Annotated in this window: 13 protein-coding genes; 3 read left to right on the top strand and 10 right to left on the bottom strand. The window is 70.0% G+C overall.

Features of this window, described 5'->3' with window-relative positions:
- Nucleotides 1-214: 214 nt before the first annotated feature.
- The 6 genes from mmsB to ACFQ6S_RS17830 all read right to left on the bottom strand — a co-directional run bounded on the left by mmsB (nt 215) and on the right by ACFQ6S_RS17830 (nt 7,531).
- Nucleotides 215-1,459 carry a multiple monosaccharide ABC transporter permease gene (gene mmsB, locus ACFQ6S_RS17855; protein ID WP_383410003.1) on the bottom strand — a complete coding sequence of 415 codons (1,245 nt, stop codon included), beginning with the start codon at nt 1,457-1,459 and terminating at the stop codon, nt 215-217.
- A complete protein-coding gene (mmsA, locus tag ACFQ6S_RS17850; RefSeq protein ID WP_383410000.1) occupies nt 1,456-3,006 on the bottom strand; it encodes a multiple monosaccharide ABC transporter ATP-binding protein in 1,551 nt (516 codons plus the stop codon). Before mmsA ends, mmsB begins: the two co-directional genes overlap by 4 nt.
- A 32-nt stretch (nt 3,007-3,038) precedes the next feature.
- Nucleotides 3,039-4,151 carry a multiple monosaccharide ABC transporter substrate-binding protein gene (gene chvE / locus ACFQ6S_RS17845; RefSeq protein ID WP_365210002.1) on the bottom strand — a complete coding sequence of 371 codons (1,113 nt, stop codon included), beginning with the start codon at nt 4,149-4,151 and terminating at the stop codon, nt 3,039-3,041.
- Between the two features lie 142 nt (nt 4,152-4,293).
- The gene (locus ACFQ6S_RS17840; RefSeq protein WP_383409997.1) at nt 4,294-5,256 is read right to left on the bottom strand and encodes a hypothetical protein; all 963 of its coding nucleotides are present in this window, start codon (nt 5,254-5,256) and stop codon (nt 4,294-4,296) included.
- 110 nt (nt 5,257-5,366) lie between these two features.
- Entirely contained in the window at nt 5,367-6,371 is a 1,005-nt protein-coding gene (locus ACFQ6S_RS17835) for a zinc-binding dehydrogenase (protein ID WP_383409995.1), read from the bottom strand.
- A complete protein-coding gene (locus ACFQ6S_RS17830) occupies nt 6,368-7,531 on the bottom strand; it encodes a mandelate racemase/muconate lactonizing enzyme family protein (RefSeq protein ID WP_383409993.1) in 1,164 nt (387 codons plus the stop codon). The genes ACFQ6S_RS17835 and ACFQ6S_RS17830 overlap by 4 nt, the downstream gene beginning before the upstream one ends.
- A 396-nt stretch (nt 7,532-7,927) precedes the next feature.
- Between ACFQ6S_RS17830 and ACFQ6S_RS17825 the strand changes: the two genes are divergently transcribed.
- Nucleotides 7,928-8,803 carry a hypothetical protein gene (locus ACFQ6S_RS17825; protein WP_383409990.1) on the top strand — a complete coding sequence of 292 codons (876 nt, stop codon included), beginning with the start codon at nt 7,928-7,930 and terminating at the stop codon, nt 8,801-8,803.
- A gap of 29 nt (nt 8,804-8,832) precedes the next feature.
- Here the strand turns inward: ACFQ6S_RS17825 and ACFQ6S_RS17820 are convergent, their stop codons facing one another.
- The 3 genes from ACFQ6S_RS17820 to ACFQ6S_RS17810 form a co-directional block, all read right to left on the bottom strand.
- Complete coding sequence (locus ACFQ6S_RS17820) at nt 8,833-10,185, bottom strand: diacylglycerol/lipid kinase family protein (protein WP_383409987.1); 1,353 nt, start codon at nt 10,183-10,185, stop codon at nt 8,833-8,835.
- Nucleotides 10,186-10,266: 81 nt separating this feature from the next.
- Entirely contained in the window at nt 10,267-12,618 is a 2,352-nt protein-coding gene (locus ACFQ6S_RS17815; RefSeq protein WP_383409984.1) for an arylsulfatase, read from the bottom strand.
- Nucleotides 12,619-13,221: 603 nt separating this feature from the next.
- A complete protein-coding gene (locus ACFQ6S_RS17810; protein ID WP_383409981.1) occupies nt 13,222-13,665 on the bottom strand; it encodes a MarR family winged helix-turn-helix transcriptional regulator in 444 nt (147 codons plus the stop codon).
- 91 nt (nt 13,666-13,756) lie between these two features.
- On the opposite strand from ACFQ6S_RS17810, the gene ACFQ6S_RS17805 reads away from it, so the two are divergent.
- Nucleotides 13,757-14,755 carry an NADP-dependent oxidoreductase gene (locus ACFQ6S_RS17805; protein WP_383409978.1) on the top strand — a complete coding sequence of 333 codons (999 nt, stop codon included), beginning with the start codon at nt 13,757-13,759 and terminating at the stop codon, nt 14,753-14,755.
- 106 nt (nt 14,756-14,861) lie between these two features.
- Entirely contained in the window at nt 14,862-15,281 is a 420-nt protein-coding gene (locus ACFQ6S_RS17800; protein ID WP_383409975.1) for an organic hydroperoxide resistance protein, read from the top strand.
- 70 nt (nt 15,282-15,351) lie between these two features.
- Here ACFQ6S_RS17800 and ACFQ6S_RS17795 read toward each other — a convergent pair whose 3' ends face one another.
- A complete protein-coding gene (locus tag ACFQ6S_RS17795) occupies nt 15,352-16,503 on the bottom strand; it encodes a serine hydrolase domain-containing protein (RefSeq protein ID WP_383409972.1) in 1,152 nt (383 codons plus the stop codon).
- Between the last annotated feature and the right edge of the window lie 4 nt (nt 16,504-16,507).

Raw genomic sequence — 16,507 nt, 5'->3', positions numbered from 1 at the left:
AGCGGGGGAATTGGTTCCTCCGCCTGTGCGATGAGTAGTCGTGCGATATCGTTCTGTAGTTCCTGCGGGAATCGGTTCGGGCTGGACCGCAGCCTTCGGGCTGGAAGCCTGCTGCCCTCGGCAAGCGGGCGGAGTCACGCGCGGCTCCTGCTCAGAACGAAGCCGCAGTCCGGAATGGACATCGGGCCCCGCCGGTTGGCGGGGCCCCAGTCCTTTACGAACCGACCTTGCGCTTGTTCCATACGTCGAACCCGACCGCCGCCAGCAGCACCAGGCCCTTGATGACCTGCTGCCAGTCGGTGCCGATGCCGACGAGGTTCATACCGTTGTTCAGCACGCCCAGGACCAGGCCACCGATGATCGCGCCGAGGACCGTGCCGACGCCGCCGCTCATCGACGCACCGCCGATGAACGAGGCCGCGATGGCCTCCAGCTCGAAGTTGAGGCCGGCCTTGGGAGAGGCCGCGTTGAAGCGGGCGGCGAAGACCAGACCCGCCAGGGCCGCGAGCATGCCCATGTTCAGGAAGACCAGGAAGGTGACCTTCTTGTCCTTCACACCCGACAGCTTGGCCGCGGGCAGGTTGCCGCCGATCGCGTAGATGTGGCGGCCGATGATCGCGTTGCGCATGACGTAGCCGAAGCCGACCAGCAGCACACCCAGGATGAGCAGCACGATCGGGGCGCCCTTGTAGCTGGCCAGCAGCATCGTCAGCGTCAGGATGGCGGCGCCGAGCGCGACCAGCTTCAGCAGGAAGAGGTTGAAGGGCGCGACGTCGAGGGAGAACTCCTGCTGGCGGCGGCGGTCGCGGAACTCCTGGAAGACCACGAACGCGACCATCGCGAAGCCGAGCAGAAGTGTGAGGTTGTGATAGTTGGTGTTCGGGCCGACCTCGGGCAGGAAGCCGTTGGCGACCTTCTGGAGCCCCTCCGGGAACGGGCCGAGCGTCTGGCCCTCCAGGAAGATCTCGGTGAGACCGCGGAAGATCAGCATGCCCGCGAGGGTCACGATGAAGGATGGTATGCCGCCGTAGGCGATGAAGAACCCTTGTGCCGCACCGGCCAGGGCGCCCATGGCGAGGCAGAGGATGACCGCGACGGGCCAGGGCAGATCGTTCCTGACCATGAACACGGCGGCCATCGAGCCGATGAACGCCGTCAGTGATCCCACCGACAGGTCGATGTGGCCCGCGATGATGACCAGCATCATGCCGATCGCGAGGATCAGGATGTAGCTGTTCTGCAGCACCAGGTTGGAGACGTTGCGCGGCAGCAGCAGGTCGCCGTCGGTCCACACCGCGAACAGGACCACGATCAGGCCGAGCGCGATCAGCATGCCGTACTGCCGCATGTTGCGGCGCAGGCCGTCCAGCACCAGCTGGAGCAGGCCGTCACCCGCGGCCCCCGAGCTCTTCCCCGGCGGCGCGGGGGCCGGGGTCTTGGCGGTCACATCCGTGCTCATCGGGTTACCTCTTTGTCCTTTGTCATCTGACGCATCAGCGATTCCTGCGAGGCCTCGGCCCGCGAGAACTCGCCGGTCAGCCGCCCCGCGGCCATCGTGTAGATGCGGTCACACATGCCGAGCAGCTCCGGCAGCTCGGAGGAGATGAAGACGACCGCCTTGCCCTGGGCGGCCAGCTGGTCGATGACCGTGTAGATCTCGTACTTGGCACCGACGTCGATGCCGCGCGTCGGCTCGTCCAGGATCAGCACATCGGGACCCGCGAAGATCCACTTGCTGAGGACGACCTTCTGCTGATTGCCGCCGGACAGCTTGCCCACCGGCTCGAAGACGGTCGGCGCCTTGATGTTCATGGACTTGCGGAAGCCCTCGGCGACCTGCCGCTCCCCGTGCTCGTCGACCACGCCCCGCTTGGCGACCTTGCCCAGCGCGCTGAGCGAGATGTTGCGGTTGATGGTGTCGATGAGGTTCAGGCCGTAGTGCTTGCGGTCCTCGGTGACGTACGCGATGCCGTGCTTGACCGCCTCGGGGACGGACTTCGTACGGATCTCCTTGCCGTCCTTGAGGACCGTGCCGCCGTGGTAACGGCCGTACGTCCGCCCGAAGACGCTCATCGCGAGCTCGGTGCGGCCGGCGCCCATCAGACCCGCGATACCGACGATCTCCCCGCGCCGCACCTGGATCGACACATCGTCGACGACCTTGCGCTGCTGGTCGATCGGGTGGTGCACGGTCCAGTTGCGGATCTCCAGCGCGGGGGCCGCGCCCTCCTCCGGCTCGTGCGGGGTGCGGTCGGGGAAGCGGTTCTCCAGGTCCCGGCCGACCATGCCGCTGATGATCCGGTCCTCGGTGGTCTCCGGCGCCTTCACATCGAGCGTCTCGATGGTCTGGCCGTCGCGCAGGATCGTCACCGAGTCGGCGACCTTGCGGATCTCGTTGAGCTTGTGGGAGATGATGATCGAGGTGATGCCCTGCTTCTTCAACTCCAGGATCAGATCCAGGAGTTTGCCGCTGTCCTCGTCGTTCAGGGCCGCGGTCGGCTCATCCAGGATGAGCAGCTTCACCTTCTTCGACAGCGCCTTCGCGATCTCCACCAGCTGCTGCTTGCCCACGCCGATGTCGGCGACACGGGTGTCCGGGTGGTCGGAGAGACCGACCCGGCGCAGCAGTTCGGTGGCGTGCCGCAGGGTCTCCCGCCAGTCGATGAACCCGCCCTTGGCGTGCTCATTGCCGAGGAAGATGTTCTCCGCGAGGGAGAGGAACGGCGACAGCGCCAGCTCCTGGTGGATGATGACGATGCCGTGGTGCTCGCTCGCCCGGATGTCCTTGAACTCGCAGACCTCCCCCTCGAAGAGGACGTCCCCCTCGTAGGTGCCGTGCGGATGGACGCCGGAGAGGACCTTCATCAGCGTCGACTTGCCGGCGCCGTTCTCCCCGCAGATGGCGTGGACCTCGCCCTGCTGGACGGTCAGTGTGACGTCCGACAGCGCCTTGACGCCGGGAAAGGTCTTGACGATCGAGCGCATTTCCAGGACGGGTCCCGCCATGGTCGTGCCTTCCAATCAGAGTGGGCCGGCGGTTACTTGAGGTCGCTCTCCTTGATGTAGCCGGAGTCGACGACCTCCTTCTGGTAGTTGGTCTTGTCGACCGCGACCGGCTCCAGCAGGTACGCCGGGACGACCTTCGAGCCGTTGTCATACGTCTTGGTGTCGTTGACCTCGGGCTTCTTGTCGTTGAGCAGGGAGTCGACCATGCCCGAGGCGACCTTGGCGAGCTCGCGGGTGTCCTTGTAGACGGTCATCGACTGCTCGTCGGCGATGATCGACTTCACCGAGGCGACCTCGGCGTCCTGACCGGTGACGACGGGCAGCGGCTTGCTCTTGGAGCCGTAGTCGTCCGACTTCAGCGCCGACAGGATGCCGATGGAGATGCCGTCGTAGGGCGAGAGGACCGCGTCGACGCGCTCGCTCTTGTACGCCGAGGTCAGGATGTCGTCCATGCGCTTCTGGGCGGTGCCGCCGTCCCAGCGCAGGGTGGTGACCTGGGTCAGCTTGGTCTGGCCGGAGCGGACGACGAGCTGCTTCTTGTCGATGTAGGGCTGCAGGACCTTCATCGCCCCGCCGAAGAAGTAGCGGGTGTTGTTGTCGTCGTTGGAGCCGGCGAACAGCTCGATGTTGAACGGGCCCTTCTTGGAGCCGTCCTTCAGGCCGAGCTTCTCGACGATGTAGTTGGCCTGGAGCTCGCCGACCTTCTCGTTGTCGAACGACGCGTAGTAGTCGACGTTCTCGGTGCCCAGGATGAGGCGGTCGTAGGAGATCACCGGGATGTCGGCGTCCTTGGCCTGCTGGAGCACGTTGTTCATCGACTTGTTGTCGATGGCCGCGACGATCAGCGCCTTGACGCCCTGCGTGATCAGGTTCTCGATCTGCGAGACCTGCTGGTCCGGGTCGTCCTCGCCGTAGACCAGCTTGGTCTTGTAGCCCTTGGACTCCAGGTCCGCGACGACGTTCTTGCCGTCGGCGATCCAGCGCTCGGAGGACTTGGTCGGCATCGCGATGCCGATGGTCGCGCCCTTGGTGTCCCCACCCTCCTCCTTGCTGCCGCCCTCGCCGCTCTGGCCGCAGGCGGTCAGGGTCAGCGCGAGGGAGGCGGCGGAGGCTATGGCGGCGAGTGCGGCTCTGCGAGTGCGCATGGTCATCATCCTTGATGTGTGTGTGGCAGGGCTCGGTCTGGCGATGCGAAGACGCTGCCGCGCGGGCCGTGTGGGTCGACCGAGGGTGTGTGGGATTGTGTTCGACTGCGTCGTCTTCTGTGAAGGGGGTTTGTCCGGAACGTTATGCGGGAGTTTCGAAACGCCGCAGAGTTCCGGGCAGCCGTGAACCGAGGGGCGCCATGTCGCCGTCAGCTCCGTGCCGTGCGAGCAGGTCCAGTGCCAGCCGGCCGCGCCGTACGCGTTCCCGGGCGGTGGCCAGCGTCAGGTCCCGCATGTGGTGCCCGTAGGGATAGATGCCGGGGGCCTTGGAGAGCCCGAACTTCAGATAGAGCGGTGCGCCGCGCCGGATCAGCTCGGCGACCTCGTACATCCGCACATAACCGCCGAGATCGTCGGGGGCCTCGATGTACATGTCCATGGGGGCGGCGGAGACCCGCCGTATCTCGGTGAGGTGATCGAGCGTCAGGTCGCTGGGCACGTTGACCGAGTCGGCGCCCAGTTGCTCGTACACCGCGTACGCGGCCGGGTTCACCGGGCCGATCAGTGCGCTCACCTTGAGGGTGGTGTCGGCCGGGATGATCCCGGCGGCCCGCGCCCGGTGCAGCGTCCACAGCACGCCCTCGTCGGCGACGAGCAGACACTTGACGCCCAACTCCGTTGCCCGTACGGCGTCCTCGACGCAGCCGGCCACGGCGTCATGGCCCCGGGCGCGCAGTCCGGCCCCCCGCGAGTCGGTGCGCGTGGAGCCGCCGATGTCCCAGGTGCCGCGCGGGCCGGTGAACAGGCAGAGCTCGATGTCGCGTTCGTTCGTCGCGTCGACCATCTCGGCGATCTCGGCGTCGCTCAGCATCCACACACCGCTGCCCTGGCTGATCCGGTGGACCGGCACGTCCAGCAGCGAGGCTTCCTTCAGGACGACGGCCAGCGCTTCGGGACCCTCGCACGAGGGGATCTCGGTGCGCCAGCGACCGCCGCCCGGGAAGGTATGGGGCGAGGCGTCGGCGGGGGAGAGGTCGGGCGCACCCAGGCCGAGGGCGGCGAGCACCTGCTCACCGGGTCGGCGGGCTGCGGAAGCGTCGGTCACAAGCTGTCCTTCTTGTTCGATATTTCGGACGAGGTTCGCGGCTCAGGGTGTGCGGGGCTTGGTGTACGCCGGTACGGGGACCGTCAGGTTGCCCCCGTACCGGCGTACGGCTAGGGGCGGAGCAGGACCTTGCCCACCTTCGGATCGCCGGAGCCGACGAGCTCGATCGCCTGCGGGAACTCCTGAAGCGGCAGCTCGTGTGTGACCAGCGGCAGCGGATCGAGCAGTCCGGCCCCGAACACACGCACCGTGTGCGCCCAGGCGTCCGGCGGTGCCCCGAAGACGGTGTGCACCTCCAGCTGCCGTACGACGAGATCGGTCGGGTCGAGTCCCTGCGCGCCCGACGCCGGGATCCCGGTGAGGACCAGCCGTCCGCCGCGCCGGAGCAGGGCGGCGGAGACGCGAGCGGCGTCCGCGGACCCGGCGGTCTCGATGACGACGTCGAAGTCGTCCGGGAGTTGCTCGTCCTTCGTGCGGAAGCCGGTGGCCCCGTACTGCCGCGACAGCGCCTCGCGATCGCGTCGCGTGCCCACCACGAGCAGCTCGGCCGGCGAGCCCGCCTTGAGGAACTGGACGGCGAACATCCCGAGCGTCCCGGTGCCGACCACGGCCACCCGCTCACCCGGCAGGGCGTTCGCCTTGAGCGCCGCGGCGGCGATACAGGCGGCCGGCTCGAGGAGAGCGGCGGCGGTCAGGTCGCAGTCGTCCGGCAGGACGTGCAGCAGCCGGGCCGGGAGGGTCAGGGTGCCGGCCATGGCGCCCGGCTGGGTGAACCCGGTCTCCTCGTACCCCGCGCCGCACAGCGTCGTCTCACCGGCGTGACAGCGGTCGCAGACCTGGCAGTTGCGGAAGCCCTCGCCGACGACCTTGCGGCCGACGAGACCCGAAGGCACCCCGGCGCCGACCGCCTGGACCGTCCCGGACCACTCGTGCCCCGGCGTGAGCGGGTAACGGACGTACCCCTCGGGCCGGTTGCCCTGGTACACCTCGCGGTCGCTGCCGCAGATGCCGACCGCGTGGACGCGGACGAGGGCCTCGCCGGGACCCGGCTCACGGGGCGTGTGCTCGATGAGCCGGTGCTCGCCGGGCGCCTCGATGACGACCGCGGTGCTCACTGGGCGCCCTTGGGCTTGCGCTGCTCCCAGCCCTCGGCCCACAGGTCGAAGCGGGCCTGCTGCTGCGGGAACTCGGCGGCGGCGTCGGCGTCGAACTCGACTCCGAGGCCTGGGGCGTCGGAGAGGTGGAAGCAGCCGTCCTCCGGGTTCACCTGGGGCGCGCCCTTGACGACCTTCTTGATCTCCGCGTCGGCGAAGTCGTTGAAGTGCTCCAGGATCTTGAAGTTCGGGGAGGTGAATCCGACCTGGAGGGAGGCGGCGGTCAGGACCGAGCCACCCACGTTGTGCGGGGCGACCAGCACGTAGTGGGTCTCGGCGGTCGCGGCCAGCTTGCGCGTCTCCCAGATGCCGCCGATGTGGCCGACGTCGGGCTGGATGATGTCGACGGCCTGGCTCTCGAAGAGCTCGCGGAACTCGATGCGGTCGTGAATCCGCTCGCCCGTGGCGACCGGCATGTCCACCTTGGCGGCGACCTTCTCCAGCGCCTTCAGGTTCTCCGGCGGGCAGGGCTCCTCCAGCCAGGCCGGCTTGAAGGGGGCGAGCTCGCGCGCCAGCCGTACGGCGGTGGCGGGGGAGAACCGGCCGTGCATCTCCAGCATCAGCTCGGCCTCGGGGCCGATGGCGTCCCGCACGGCCTCGATGAGCGAGACCGCGTACAGGGTCTGCTCGTGGTCGAGCTCGAAGTGCCCGGTGCCGAAGGGGTCGATCTTGAGCGCCCGGTACCCGCGCTCCATCACGCCCTGGGCGGCCTTGTGGTACGCCTCGGGCGTCCGCTCCGTGGTGTACCAACCGTTGGCGTACGCCTTGACCTTGTCGGTGACCTTGCCGCCGAGCAGCTGCCAGACCGGGACCCCGAGGGCCTTGCCCTTGATGTCCCAGCAGGCCATCTCGATCACGGCGATACCGGACATCACGATCTCGCCGGCGCGCCCGTAGTCGCCGTACTTCATGCGGCGCACGAGGTCCTCGACAGCGAACGGGTCCGAACCGAGAATGTGGTTGGCCTCGGCCTCCCGCAGATAGCCGATCAGCGCGTCGGTGTGGCCCAGCATCCGGGTCTCGCCGACTCCGGTGACTCCCTCGTCGGTGTGCACCTGGACGTATGTCAGGTTGCGCCACGGCGTCCCGACCACGTGTGTGCTGATTCCGGTGATGCGCACGGCAGTTGCCCCTTGCTGCGTCGTCGGCTCGGTGGTGTCGCACTCGAGCGTGTTCGAGATTTCGTCACGCGTTCGAAATGCTGACGTGACAGTAGGGAGACGGCGGTGGGAGTGTCAATGGGTCGAACACATAACGGTTTCGACACTGCTTTCGATACGGATTTCGGGCAGCCCGTAGCGGAGCGTGGGGGGCGTCTGTGGCGTGTCCAGGCATATCCGTCAACTCGCCATGCGGGAAAGGTTTGTTTCCTACAAAACTTTCACAGCTGTGACTATGAACTGTGCGTCTGCGGAACCTAGTCTTCCCGCGTCATGGACTACTGCCACCCGTGCCGACGGCACCTGAATGGCGCCCTCGCCTGCCCGGGATGCGGCGCCACGGTCGAAGATCACCACGTGTACGCGGGTGCCCCCAACCAGGCGTACCCGCAGATGGTCGAGCGCACCGCGGGCGCGCCCGCGGGGGCTGCCGGAGTCCAGAACCCGTACGGGACGTACGAGGGGCATGAGGGGTACGCGGCGCAGTACGGCGGCGACCCGCGCTCCGAGGACGCCGAAGTGGCCGCGGACGCCCCGGAGGCCGAGCCGGTCGCGGTGGTCGGGGGTCGGGCCGCACGGCGGGCCGCGCAGCGGCGTGGCCGCGGGCGCAGGCGCGCCTACGACGAGCCCGACGAGTACGCGGAGAGCGACGAGAACGCCGAGTACGACGAGTACGACGACGAGGACGACGTCGATCCGGACGAGGAGTCCGGTTCGGGCGGCGCGAGCCGTCGCGATCGCAAGGCCGCCGCGCATCGGCGCAGGCGGCGCAGGACCCTGCTGATAGCCGCCGGTTTCGTGCTGGCCGCCGGAGGCCTGAGCCTCGCCGAACTCGGCATGGACGCCCCGGGCAGCAGCCCCCGGCCGGCGGCCGCCGGGGACGAGTCGGCGGAGGGCGCCGCGGAGTCGGAGGTGTCACCGTCGCCGGACGCGACGGGCGGGACCCCGCGAACGGACTCCGACGAGTCGTCGAAGGGCCCCTCGACATCGCCCTCCGCGTCCAAGTCCGCCAAGGAGGACGACAAGAAGAAGGACGAGGACAAGGACGAGACCCCGGACAAGGACCCCCAGTCCGGGGCGACCGGCGGCGGTACCGGCACATCCACGGCCCCGACTCCCACGGCCACCTCCGGCCAGGACCCGACGCCGACGGCCGAACCGACCACCTCGGACCCGACCCCGGATCCGACACCGACGCAGACGTGCGACCGGTTCCTGTGGTGGTGCACCTGAGCGGCGGTGGTCGTTCACGGCGGTGAACGTCACCCGCCGTTGCCCCCGGTCCGGCGTGCGAACGCCAGCCGGCGCAGGGCCCGCCAGTCGACCGGCTGCTTCGAGACGGGTACACCCGGCCGCTCGCGCGGTACCCGGACGCGCAGCGCCCCCGGCATGACACGGCACACCACGGGGGCGGGCAGCCGAAGGGCCTCTCCGTCCACGCCGACCGGGATGTCGGACGCCTCGGCGTCGACCACCACCTCGTCCGCGGCCAGCGAGGTCAGGCCGCGCGCCTGCCGGCCGCGCAGCAGACCGGCCGCCTGGGCGGCGTTGTCGACGCTGACCCCGAGGACGCCGAGGGCGCCGGAGTCCAGCCGTGGCCGCCGGCCCAGACCGGCCGGGTCCCCCAGTTGATACGGGTTGTTGCTGATCAGCACGCCTTGCGGGGCCTCGATGGCCACCTGCCCCGCCCGCACGGACAGCCGTGGGCCCGTGTGATGGGTCAGCAGGTCCGGGAGCTCCCGCAGGATGGTGCGCGCCTTGTCGTCGCGGTACGCGGGGCTCTGCACCACCGTCGCGTACGCCCCGAAGGACGCGGTGTTCACGAACACGCGCTCACCGATCAGGCCGAGGTCGACGCGGAGTTCGACGCCCTCGGTCAGCGCGTCGAGGCACTTCGAGGGGTCGTCCCGGTCGAGACCGAGGTCCATGGCGAAATGGTTGCGGGTGCCGGCGGAGATCACCATGAACGGCAGACCGTGCCCGGCGGCCACCCCCGCCACCAGCGCCTGGGTGCCGTCCCCGCCCGCGACCCCCAGCAGGTCGGCTCCCTCGGCGACGGCCCGGCGGGCGAGCTCCTCGACGTCCTGGGGATGCGCCGGGTCCAGCACGACCACCTCGGCGCCCCGGGCCCGCGCCTTCGCCACGAGGTCGAACCTGCCGACCTTTCCGCCGCCCGAGCGGGGGTTCATGATGAGGAACGGTGCCTTGGGCGGGGGCGTCGAACGGATCCGTTGCTCCGCGTGCCCGGCGTCCGACGTGAGGGCGGCCCGCCCGATCAGCGCCGCGACGGCCCACAGCGCGAGGGCGGACAGCACGGCCCACAGCAGGCCCACCGTCGCGTACGCCAGCAGCACCCCGCCCGGCGTCAGCAACGCGAGCACGGCGGCGAGCGCCCGCACCAGACCGCGCCGGGAGAGCGTCCACCACAGTGCGGCAGCGGTGACACCGAGCCCCACCAGGCCGACGACCAGCAGCCCGAGGCTGTTGACCCCGGCCGCCGTCAGAACCAGCACAAGCGCCCCGGCGGCGACGATCAGGGCCAGCCGCGCCGTCCACCTCGGCCCCGCTCCCCGCGGCCGCTCGGCCGCGCCGGACGCCCGGGGGAGATTCCGCATATCGCCCACAGCCGCATCCCACCGCTCGCACCTCGGGCCCGCATCACCTGCGCCGGGTGAACCGCGACGGGGCCGCTCTCCTCAGTCCCGCAGGAAGGTGCCCGTGGCCTCCCTCTCCGGGTCGGCGAAGGGCTGTCCGCTGACGCCCACCACGACATGGCGCAGGGTGCCGCCCAGGAAACGGAACGGAGGTTCGTAGTCCCCGGTGACGCCCCGGCCGCTGTCCCGGCCCACACACAGGCCCTCGCCGTCGAGCGCGAACCTGCCGGGCTGGGTGCGGATGCGCAGCCGCCCCGCCTCCCGGTCGTCGACGAGCAGCGTCACCGTCCCGACCGTGAGCCCGTCCTCCTTGCGCTGGTCGGCGCGGAAGGCGGCGGACAGCACGTGGTCGCCCATCGGGACCCGCTCGGACGAGCTGACCTTCTGCTCCGTGCGGCCGAGCCAGTTGTAGACGTAGTGCAGCCACCCGTCGAGCAGATACAGACTGTGCCCGCCGAACCGGCCCCCGTGCGCGAACAGCACCCCGCCGGCCTCCGGGCTGTCCAGCCGCACATCGGCGGCCAGGGTGTAGGACCGGCCGCGGACGTCGACCGCCACCGACTCGGGCACATCCGCGCAGTCCGGGTAGTAGAAGTACCGGTCACGCGGCTCGGACAGCTTCGGGCGTGGCGCGCTGAACAGTTCCGTCGCCGTACGGTCGTCCAGGGGCAGCCCCTGGTAGCGCTCGGCCTCCCGCTCCCAGCGGCGCTTGAGGTCCGCCAGCTTCTCGGGGTGCCGGGCGGCCAGGTCGTGTGCCTCGGAGCGGTCCTCGCGCAGGTGGTACAGCTCCCACACGTCGTCTTCGAAGGAGTTCCAGCCGGACGGCGCGGGCGGGTGCACGGCCGCGGCGTGCCAGCCGTCGTGCCAGATGCCCCGGCTGCCGAGCATGACGTAGAACTGCGTGTCCCGGGGGTCGGGCGCCGCGGGATCCTCCAGTACGGCCCGCAGGCTCGTGCCGTGCAGCGGGGCCTGTGGATGCCCTTTGACGGTCTCGGGCGGGGTGATGCGGAGCAGGTCGTAGAGGGTCGGCACGATGTCGACGGCGTGCGTGTACTGGTGCCGTATCCCGCCGGCGGTACCGAGGCGGGCCGGCCAGGACAGGATCATGGGGGCCGCGATGCCGCCCTCGTAGGAGGCCCAGCGCTTCCAGTACTTGAAGGGCGTGCCGAAGGCCCAGGCCCAGCCGGTCGGGTAGTGGTTGTACGTCTTCGGGCCGCCCAGGTCGTCCAGGTGCCGGACGTTGTCCTGGAGGTCCTCGGGGACACCGTTGAGGAAGTCGTTCTCGTTCAGGGAGCCGTTCGGGCCGCCGTCGCCGCTCGCGCCGTTGTCCGACACCGCCATCGCGATGGTGTTGTCGAGCTGCCCGGACTCGGCCAAGTAGTCGAGTACGCGGCCGAGTTGGGCGTCCGTGTAGGACACGAACCCGGCGAACACCTCCGCCATGCGCACGAACAGCCGCCGCTCGCCGTCGTCCAGGCTCTCCCAGGGACGCACGAACTCACCGGCCGGCCAGGGCCTTCCACCCGGCCCGCGCGCATCCGGCCCGCCGTGCGGATCGACCGGGGTGAGATCGGTGCCCTCGGGCATCAGACCCAGCTCGATCTGCCGCCGCAGGGTCAGCTCCCGATAGACCTCGTAGCCGTCGTCGAACACCCCCCGGTACTCGTCCGCCCACTCCCGCGGCACATGGTGCGGCGCGTGTCCGGCGCCCGGGCACAGATACGTGAACCAGGGTTTGTCCGGGGCGATGACCTTGGCGTCGCGGATGAACTCGATCGCCCGGTCGGCCAGGTCCTGCGACAGGTGGTAGCCCTGCTCGGGGGTCCGGCGCACATGGTGGGGGTGGTTGTCGTGGACGAGCTGCGGGTAGTACTGGTCGGTCTCGCCGCCGAGGAAGCCGTAGAACCGCTCGAAGCCGCGCGCGAGCGGCCAGTGGCGCTTGGTGGAGGCCAGATTGGACTCCTCCGCCGGGCACAGGTGCCACTTGCCGACGCAGTAGGTGTTCCAGCCCCGCTCCACGAGCACCTCGGCGAGGGTGGCGTTCTCCGGTGGCATCCGTCCGTTGCAGTTGGGGAAGCCGCTGGTGAGCTCGGTGACGCAGGCCATGCCGTTGCTGGTGGCGTTGCGGCCGGTCAGCAGGCAGGACCGGGTGGGTGAGCACAGCCCGGTGGTGTGGAAGTTCGTGAACCGCACCCCGGTGTCCGCGAGGCGGCGCATCGCCGGGGCCCGGACCCGGCCGCCGAAGAAGTCGAAGGTTCCGAAGCCGACGTCGTCCCAGACGATGCAGAGGACGTTCGGCGCACCGCTCGGGGCGTGCGGTTCCCGGTACGGCTCCCAGTCCGGCACCGAGTCACGGACGTCCCGCCCGATCCGCCCCCAGAACTCCAGCGCCATGACACCCTCCTCGCCCGGTACGGCTCCCGTGCCATGCCAGCAGGCCGCCGACCGAGGTGTCCTCACCCGGCGTGGGTGATCAGGAGCCCCGAGCCGCCGGCCGGCCGCCCTGGACCGCGTCCGCAAGATCCCGCCCGCCAGGCCGCGGGCCACCTCCTGGCGTGGGTGATCAGGAGGCGCGAGACGCTTCCCGGCGGGAAACCGCCTGCCGGGGGTGACGGTCTCTAGGTCTGCGAGCCCAGCATCCGCCGCAGCAGCTCCCGCAGGGACGGTCGCTCCTCGTCGGAGAGTCCCGCGGGCGGTTCCGGTGGCGAAGTGCAGGGACTGGTGCAGGGAGCGGGCCGGGTCGGCGTGGGGGATCGGGAGGCCGTGAGGCGTTCCCCGGCCGGAAGCCGCCTGTCGGGGGGCGGCTCTAGGTCTGCGCGCCCAGCATCCGCCGCAGCAGCTCCCGCAGGGACGGTCGCTCCTCGTCGGAGAGTCCCGCGAGCGGCTCCGGTGGCGAAGCGCAGGGACTGGTGCAGGGAGCGGGCCGGGCCGGCGTGGGGGATCGGGAGGCCGTGAGGTGCTTCCCGGCCGGAAGCCGCCTGCCGGGGGTGACGGTCTCTAGGTCTGCGCGCCCAGCATCCGCCGCAGCAGCTCCCGCAGGGACAGTCGCTCCTCGTCGGAGAGTCCCGCGAGCGGTTCCCGGGCGAAGCGCAGGGAGTCGCGCAGGCCGCGGGCCACCTGACGGCCTTCCTCGGTGACGGCTGCCAGCTTGACCCGCCGGTCCGCCGGATCCGGGCGCCGCTCCACCAGCCCCCGCGCCTCCAGCCGGTCCACGATCCCGGTCACGTTCGACGGCTCGCACCGCAGCCGCTGCGCCAGCTTCCGCATCGGCAGCGCCTCCAGCGACAGCAGGCTCAGCAGCCGCGCCTGCGCGCCGGTCAGGGCGTGCTCGGCGGCGGCCTCCTCGTACTCCTCGTGGTACCGGGCCACGACCGCGCCGATCAGGTCGACGACTTCGAGGGTCAGCTCATCCGGACGGCGGGTCTTGTGTGGAGTGGCCATGCTCTCAGGGTACCTCCGTTACTTGACATCCTGAAATATTCAGGAGCATGTTTGTTTCAGATGCTGAAGTAAATCGGAAAGGCGCACTCCCATGACCAACCGCGAATGGCACCTCCTCTCCCGTCCCGTCGGCTGGCCCAAGGACGAGGACTTCGCCCTGGTCGAGACCGAGACGCCGACACCCGGCGAGGGCCAGGTGCTCGTACGGAACAAGTACCTCTCCGTGGACCCGTACATGCGCGGACGCATGTCGGCGGCCAAGTCCTACTCCGCCCCCTTCGAGCTCGGCAAGGTCATGCAGGGCGGCGCGGTCGGCGAGGTCGTCGCCTCCAACGCCGAGGGCATCGCGGTCGGCGACCACGTCCTGCACTTCTTCGGCTGGCGCGAGTACGCGGCCTTCGACGCGAAGCACGCCGTCAAGGTCGACCCGGACGCCGCGCCGCTGTCCACCTACCTCGGCGTCCTCGGCATGACCGGCCTCACCGCCTACGCCGGCCTGCTGCGCACCGCCTCCTTCAAGGAGGGCGACTCGGTCTTCGTGTCGGGCGCCGCGGGTGCCGTCGGCAGCCAGGTCGGGCAGATCGCCAAGCTCAAGGGCGCCTCCCGGGTCATCGGGTCCGCCGGGTCCGACGAGAAGGTCAAGCTGCTGGTGGAGGAGTACGGCTTCGACGCCGCCTTCAACTACAAGAACGGCTCGGTGAACGAGCAGCTGCGCGATGCCGCCCCCGAGGGCATCGACGTGTACTTCGACAACGTCGGCGGCGATCACCTGGAGGCCGCCATCGGGCAGCTCAACCTCCATGGCCGGATCGCCATCTGCGGCATGATCTCGGTCTACAACAACACCGAGCCCGCCCCCGGCCCGAAGAACCTCGCCCGCCTCATCGCGACCCGCGGCCGCATGGAGGGCCTCCTGGTCGGCGACCACTACGACCTCCAGTCGCAGTTCGTCCGGGAGGTCGGCCCCTGGGTCGCCTCGGGGCAGCTCAAGTACCGCGAGACGGTCGTCGAGGGCATCGAGAACAACCTGGAGGCGTTCCTCGGGGTGCTGCGCGGCGACAACACCGGAAAGATGATCGTCAAGCTGTAGGGCCTGCGGGGTCTGTGCTGAATTTCCGGCATGCGGTAACTTCTTTCCGAAACCGTCGTCGATCGTGGGCGCGAGTCGCGGCGGACCGAGGAGGAGAAGACACCGCATGTCCATCCAGCAGACCGACGTCCTCTACACCGCCGTCGCCACCGCCGAGAACGGCCGCGACGGCCGGGTCGCCACCGACGACGGCAAGCTCGACGTCGTGGTGAACCCGCCCAAGGAGATGGGCGGCAGCGGCGCCGGAACCAACCCGGAGCAGCTGTTCGCGGCCGGTTACAGCGCCTGCTTCCAGGGCGCCCTGGGCGTCGTCGCCCGCCAGGAGCAGGCCGACGTCTCCGGCTCGACCGTCACCGCGAAGGTCGGCATCGGCAAGAACGACGACGGCTTCGGGATCATCGTGGAGATCTCGGCGGAGATCCCGAACGTCGACGCGCAGACCGCGAAGGGTCTCATCGAGAAGGCCCACCAGGTCTGCCCGTACTCGAAGGCGACGCGCGGCAACATCACCGTGACGTTGGTCTGACACGGTTCGTTGCGTACGACGGAGGCCGCACCCCTGGACGTGGGGTGCGGCCTCCGTCCTGCACGCCGTCTCAGCTCGCCAGCGCCGCCCGGTGCACCGCCCGCACCAGCCGCTCGTTCTCCGGCGCCGCCCCGCCCGGGAAGGCGCAGCGGCGGCGGGTGTAGCCGTAGGCCAGACCGCTGCGGGGGTCCGCGAAGGCCTGGGAACCGCCCGCGCCGCTGTGGCCGAAGGAGCCCGCGCCCAGGAAGGGGTACCAGGTGTCGGACACCGCCTGGAAGCCCAGGCCGAAGGACTTGTGCGTCCTGAGCACCAGGTCGTAGCCGGCCGAGTGGATCTGGCCTACCTCGGCGATCGTGTCCGGCTTCAGCAGCGGCGGCCGCTCGTCCACCTCGCTGACTGCCGCCGCGTACATTCCGGCGAGCCCGCGCGCGGAGGCGACACCGCCCGCCGAAGCCGGCCCGCTCGCCCGCACGGCACGGGAGTTGGGGTAGTCCGCCAGTTGCCCCGGCTCAGGCACATGCGTGTTGAAGGCGATCGAGGCCAGTGTGTGCGGCCCGGTCGGCGCCGAGTCCAGCACCGCCTGCTGCGGCGGCGTCGGCGCCATCGGCTGCACGGAGCGGTAGCGCGGCTCCAGCGCCTCGGGGAGCCCGAGGTAGAAGTCCAGGGCGTGCGGGGCCCGGATCCGCTCCTCGTAGACCTCCTGGAGGGTACGGCCGGTGGCCCGCCGTACGACCTCGCCGGTGAGCGCGCCGATGACGAACGCGTGATAGCCGAAGGCGGTGCCCGGCCGCCAGAACGGCCGCTGGTCGGCGAGACGCTCGGCGATGGCCCGGTCGTCGGCCATCTCGGCCCTGCTGAACCCGGCGTCCAGCCCGACCAGCCCGGCCCGGTGTCCGAGCAGATCGCGCAGGGTGATGGCGCCCTTGCCCTCGGCCCCGAACTCCGGCCAGTAGTACGTCACCTTCCGGTCCGGCTCCAGCGTGCCCTCCTGGACGAGCAGCGCGATCACGAGGTGCGCGGCGCCCTTGGAGGAGGAGAACACGCCGTAGAGGGAGTCGGATTCGCAGCCGTCACCGGCCCACAGGTCGACGACCTTCCGGCCGTGCACATAGGCACACAACTGTCCCTCGTAGTCGGGCAGTTCCCCCGCCACGAACGCGGCGAACTCCTCGCGCACCGGCTCGAAGCCGTCCGCGACGGTGCCGTGGATCCCTTGCGTCATCCGC

This window comes from Streptomyces sp. NPDC056479 (genome assembly GCF_042795335.1).
Classification (GTDB): domain Bacteria; phylum Actinomycetota; class Actinomycetes; order Streptomycetales; family Streptomycetaceae; genus Streptomyces.
Note: the sequence above shows the minus strand (reverse complement) of the source record. Positions and strands in the feature narration are given on the sequence as shown.

What these genes read in the sequence shown, in the direction of transcription:
- mmsB (WP_383410003.1), bottom strand. Translation starts at nt 1,459, where the DNA reads ATGAGCACGGATGTGACCGCCAAGACCCCGGCCCCCGCGCCGCCGGGG.
- mmsA (WP_383410000.1), bottom strand. Translation starts at nt 3,006, where the DNA reads ATGGCGGGACCCGTCCTGGAAATGCGCTCGATCGTCAAGACCTTTCCC.
- chvE (WP_365210002.1), bottom strand. Translation starts at nt 4,151, where the DNA reads ATGCGCACTCGCAGAGCCGCACTCGCCGCCATAGCCTCCGCCGCCTCC.
- ACFQ6S_RS17820 (WP_383409987.1), bottom strand. Translation starts at nt 10,185, where the DNA reads ATGCGGAATCTCCCCCGGGCGTCCGGCGCGGCCGAGCGGCCGCGGGGA.
- ACFQ6S_RS17815 (WP_383409984.1), bottom strand. Translation starts at nt 12,618, where the DNA reads ATGGCGCTGGAGTTCTGGGGGCGGATCGGGCGGGACGTCCGTGACTCG.
- ACFQ6S_RS17810 (WP_383409981.1), bottom strand. Translation starts at nt 13,665, where the DNA reads ATGGCCACTCCACACAAGACCCGCCGTCCGGATGAGCTGACCCTCGAA.
- ACFQ6S_RS17805 (WP_383409978.1), top strand. Translation starts at nt 13,757, where the DNA reads ATGACCAACCGCGAATGGCACCTCCTCTCCCGTCCCGTCGGCTGGCCC.
- ACFQ6S_RS17800 (WP_383409975.1), top strand. Translation starts at nt 14,862, where the DNA reads ATGTCCATCCAGCAGACCGACGTCCTCTACACCGCCGTCGCCACCGCC.
- ACFQ6S_RS17795 (WP_383409972.1), bottom strand. Translation starts at nt 16,503, where the DNA reads ATGACGCAAGGGATCCACGGCACCGTCGCGGACGGCTTCGAGCCGGTG.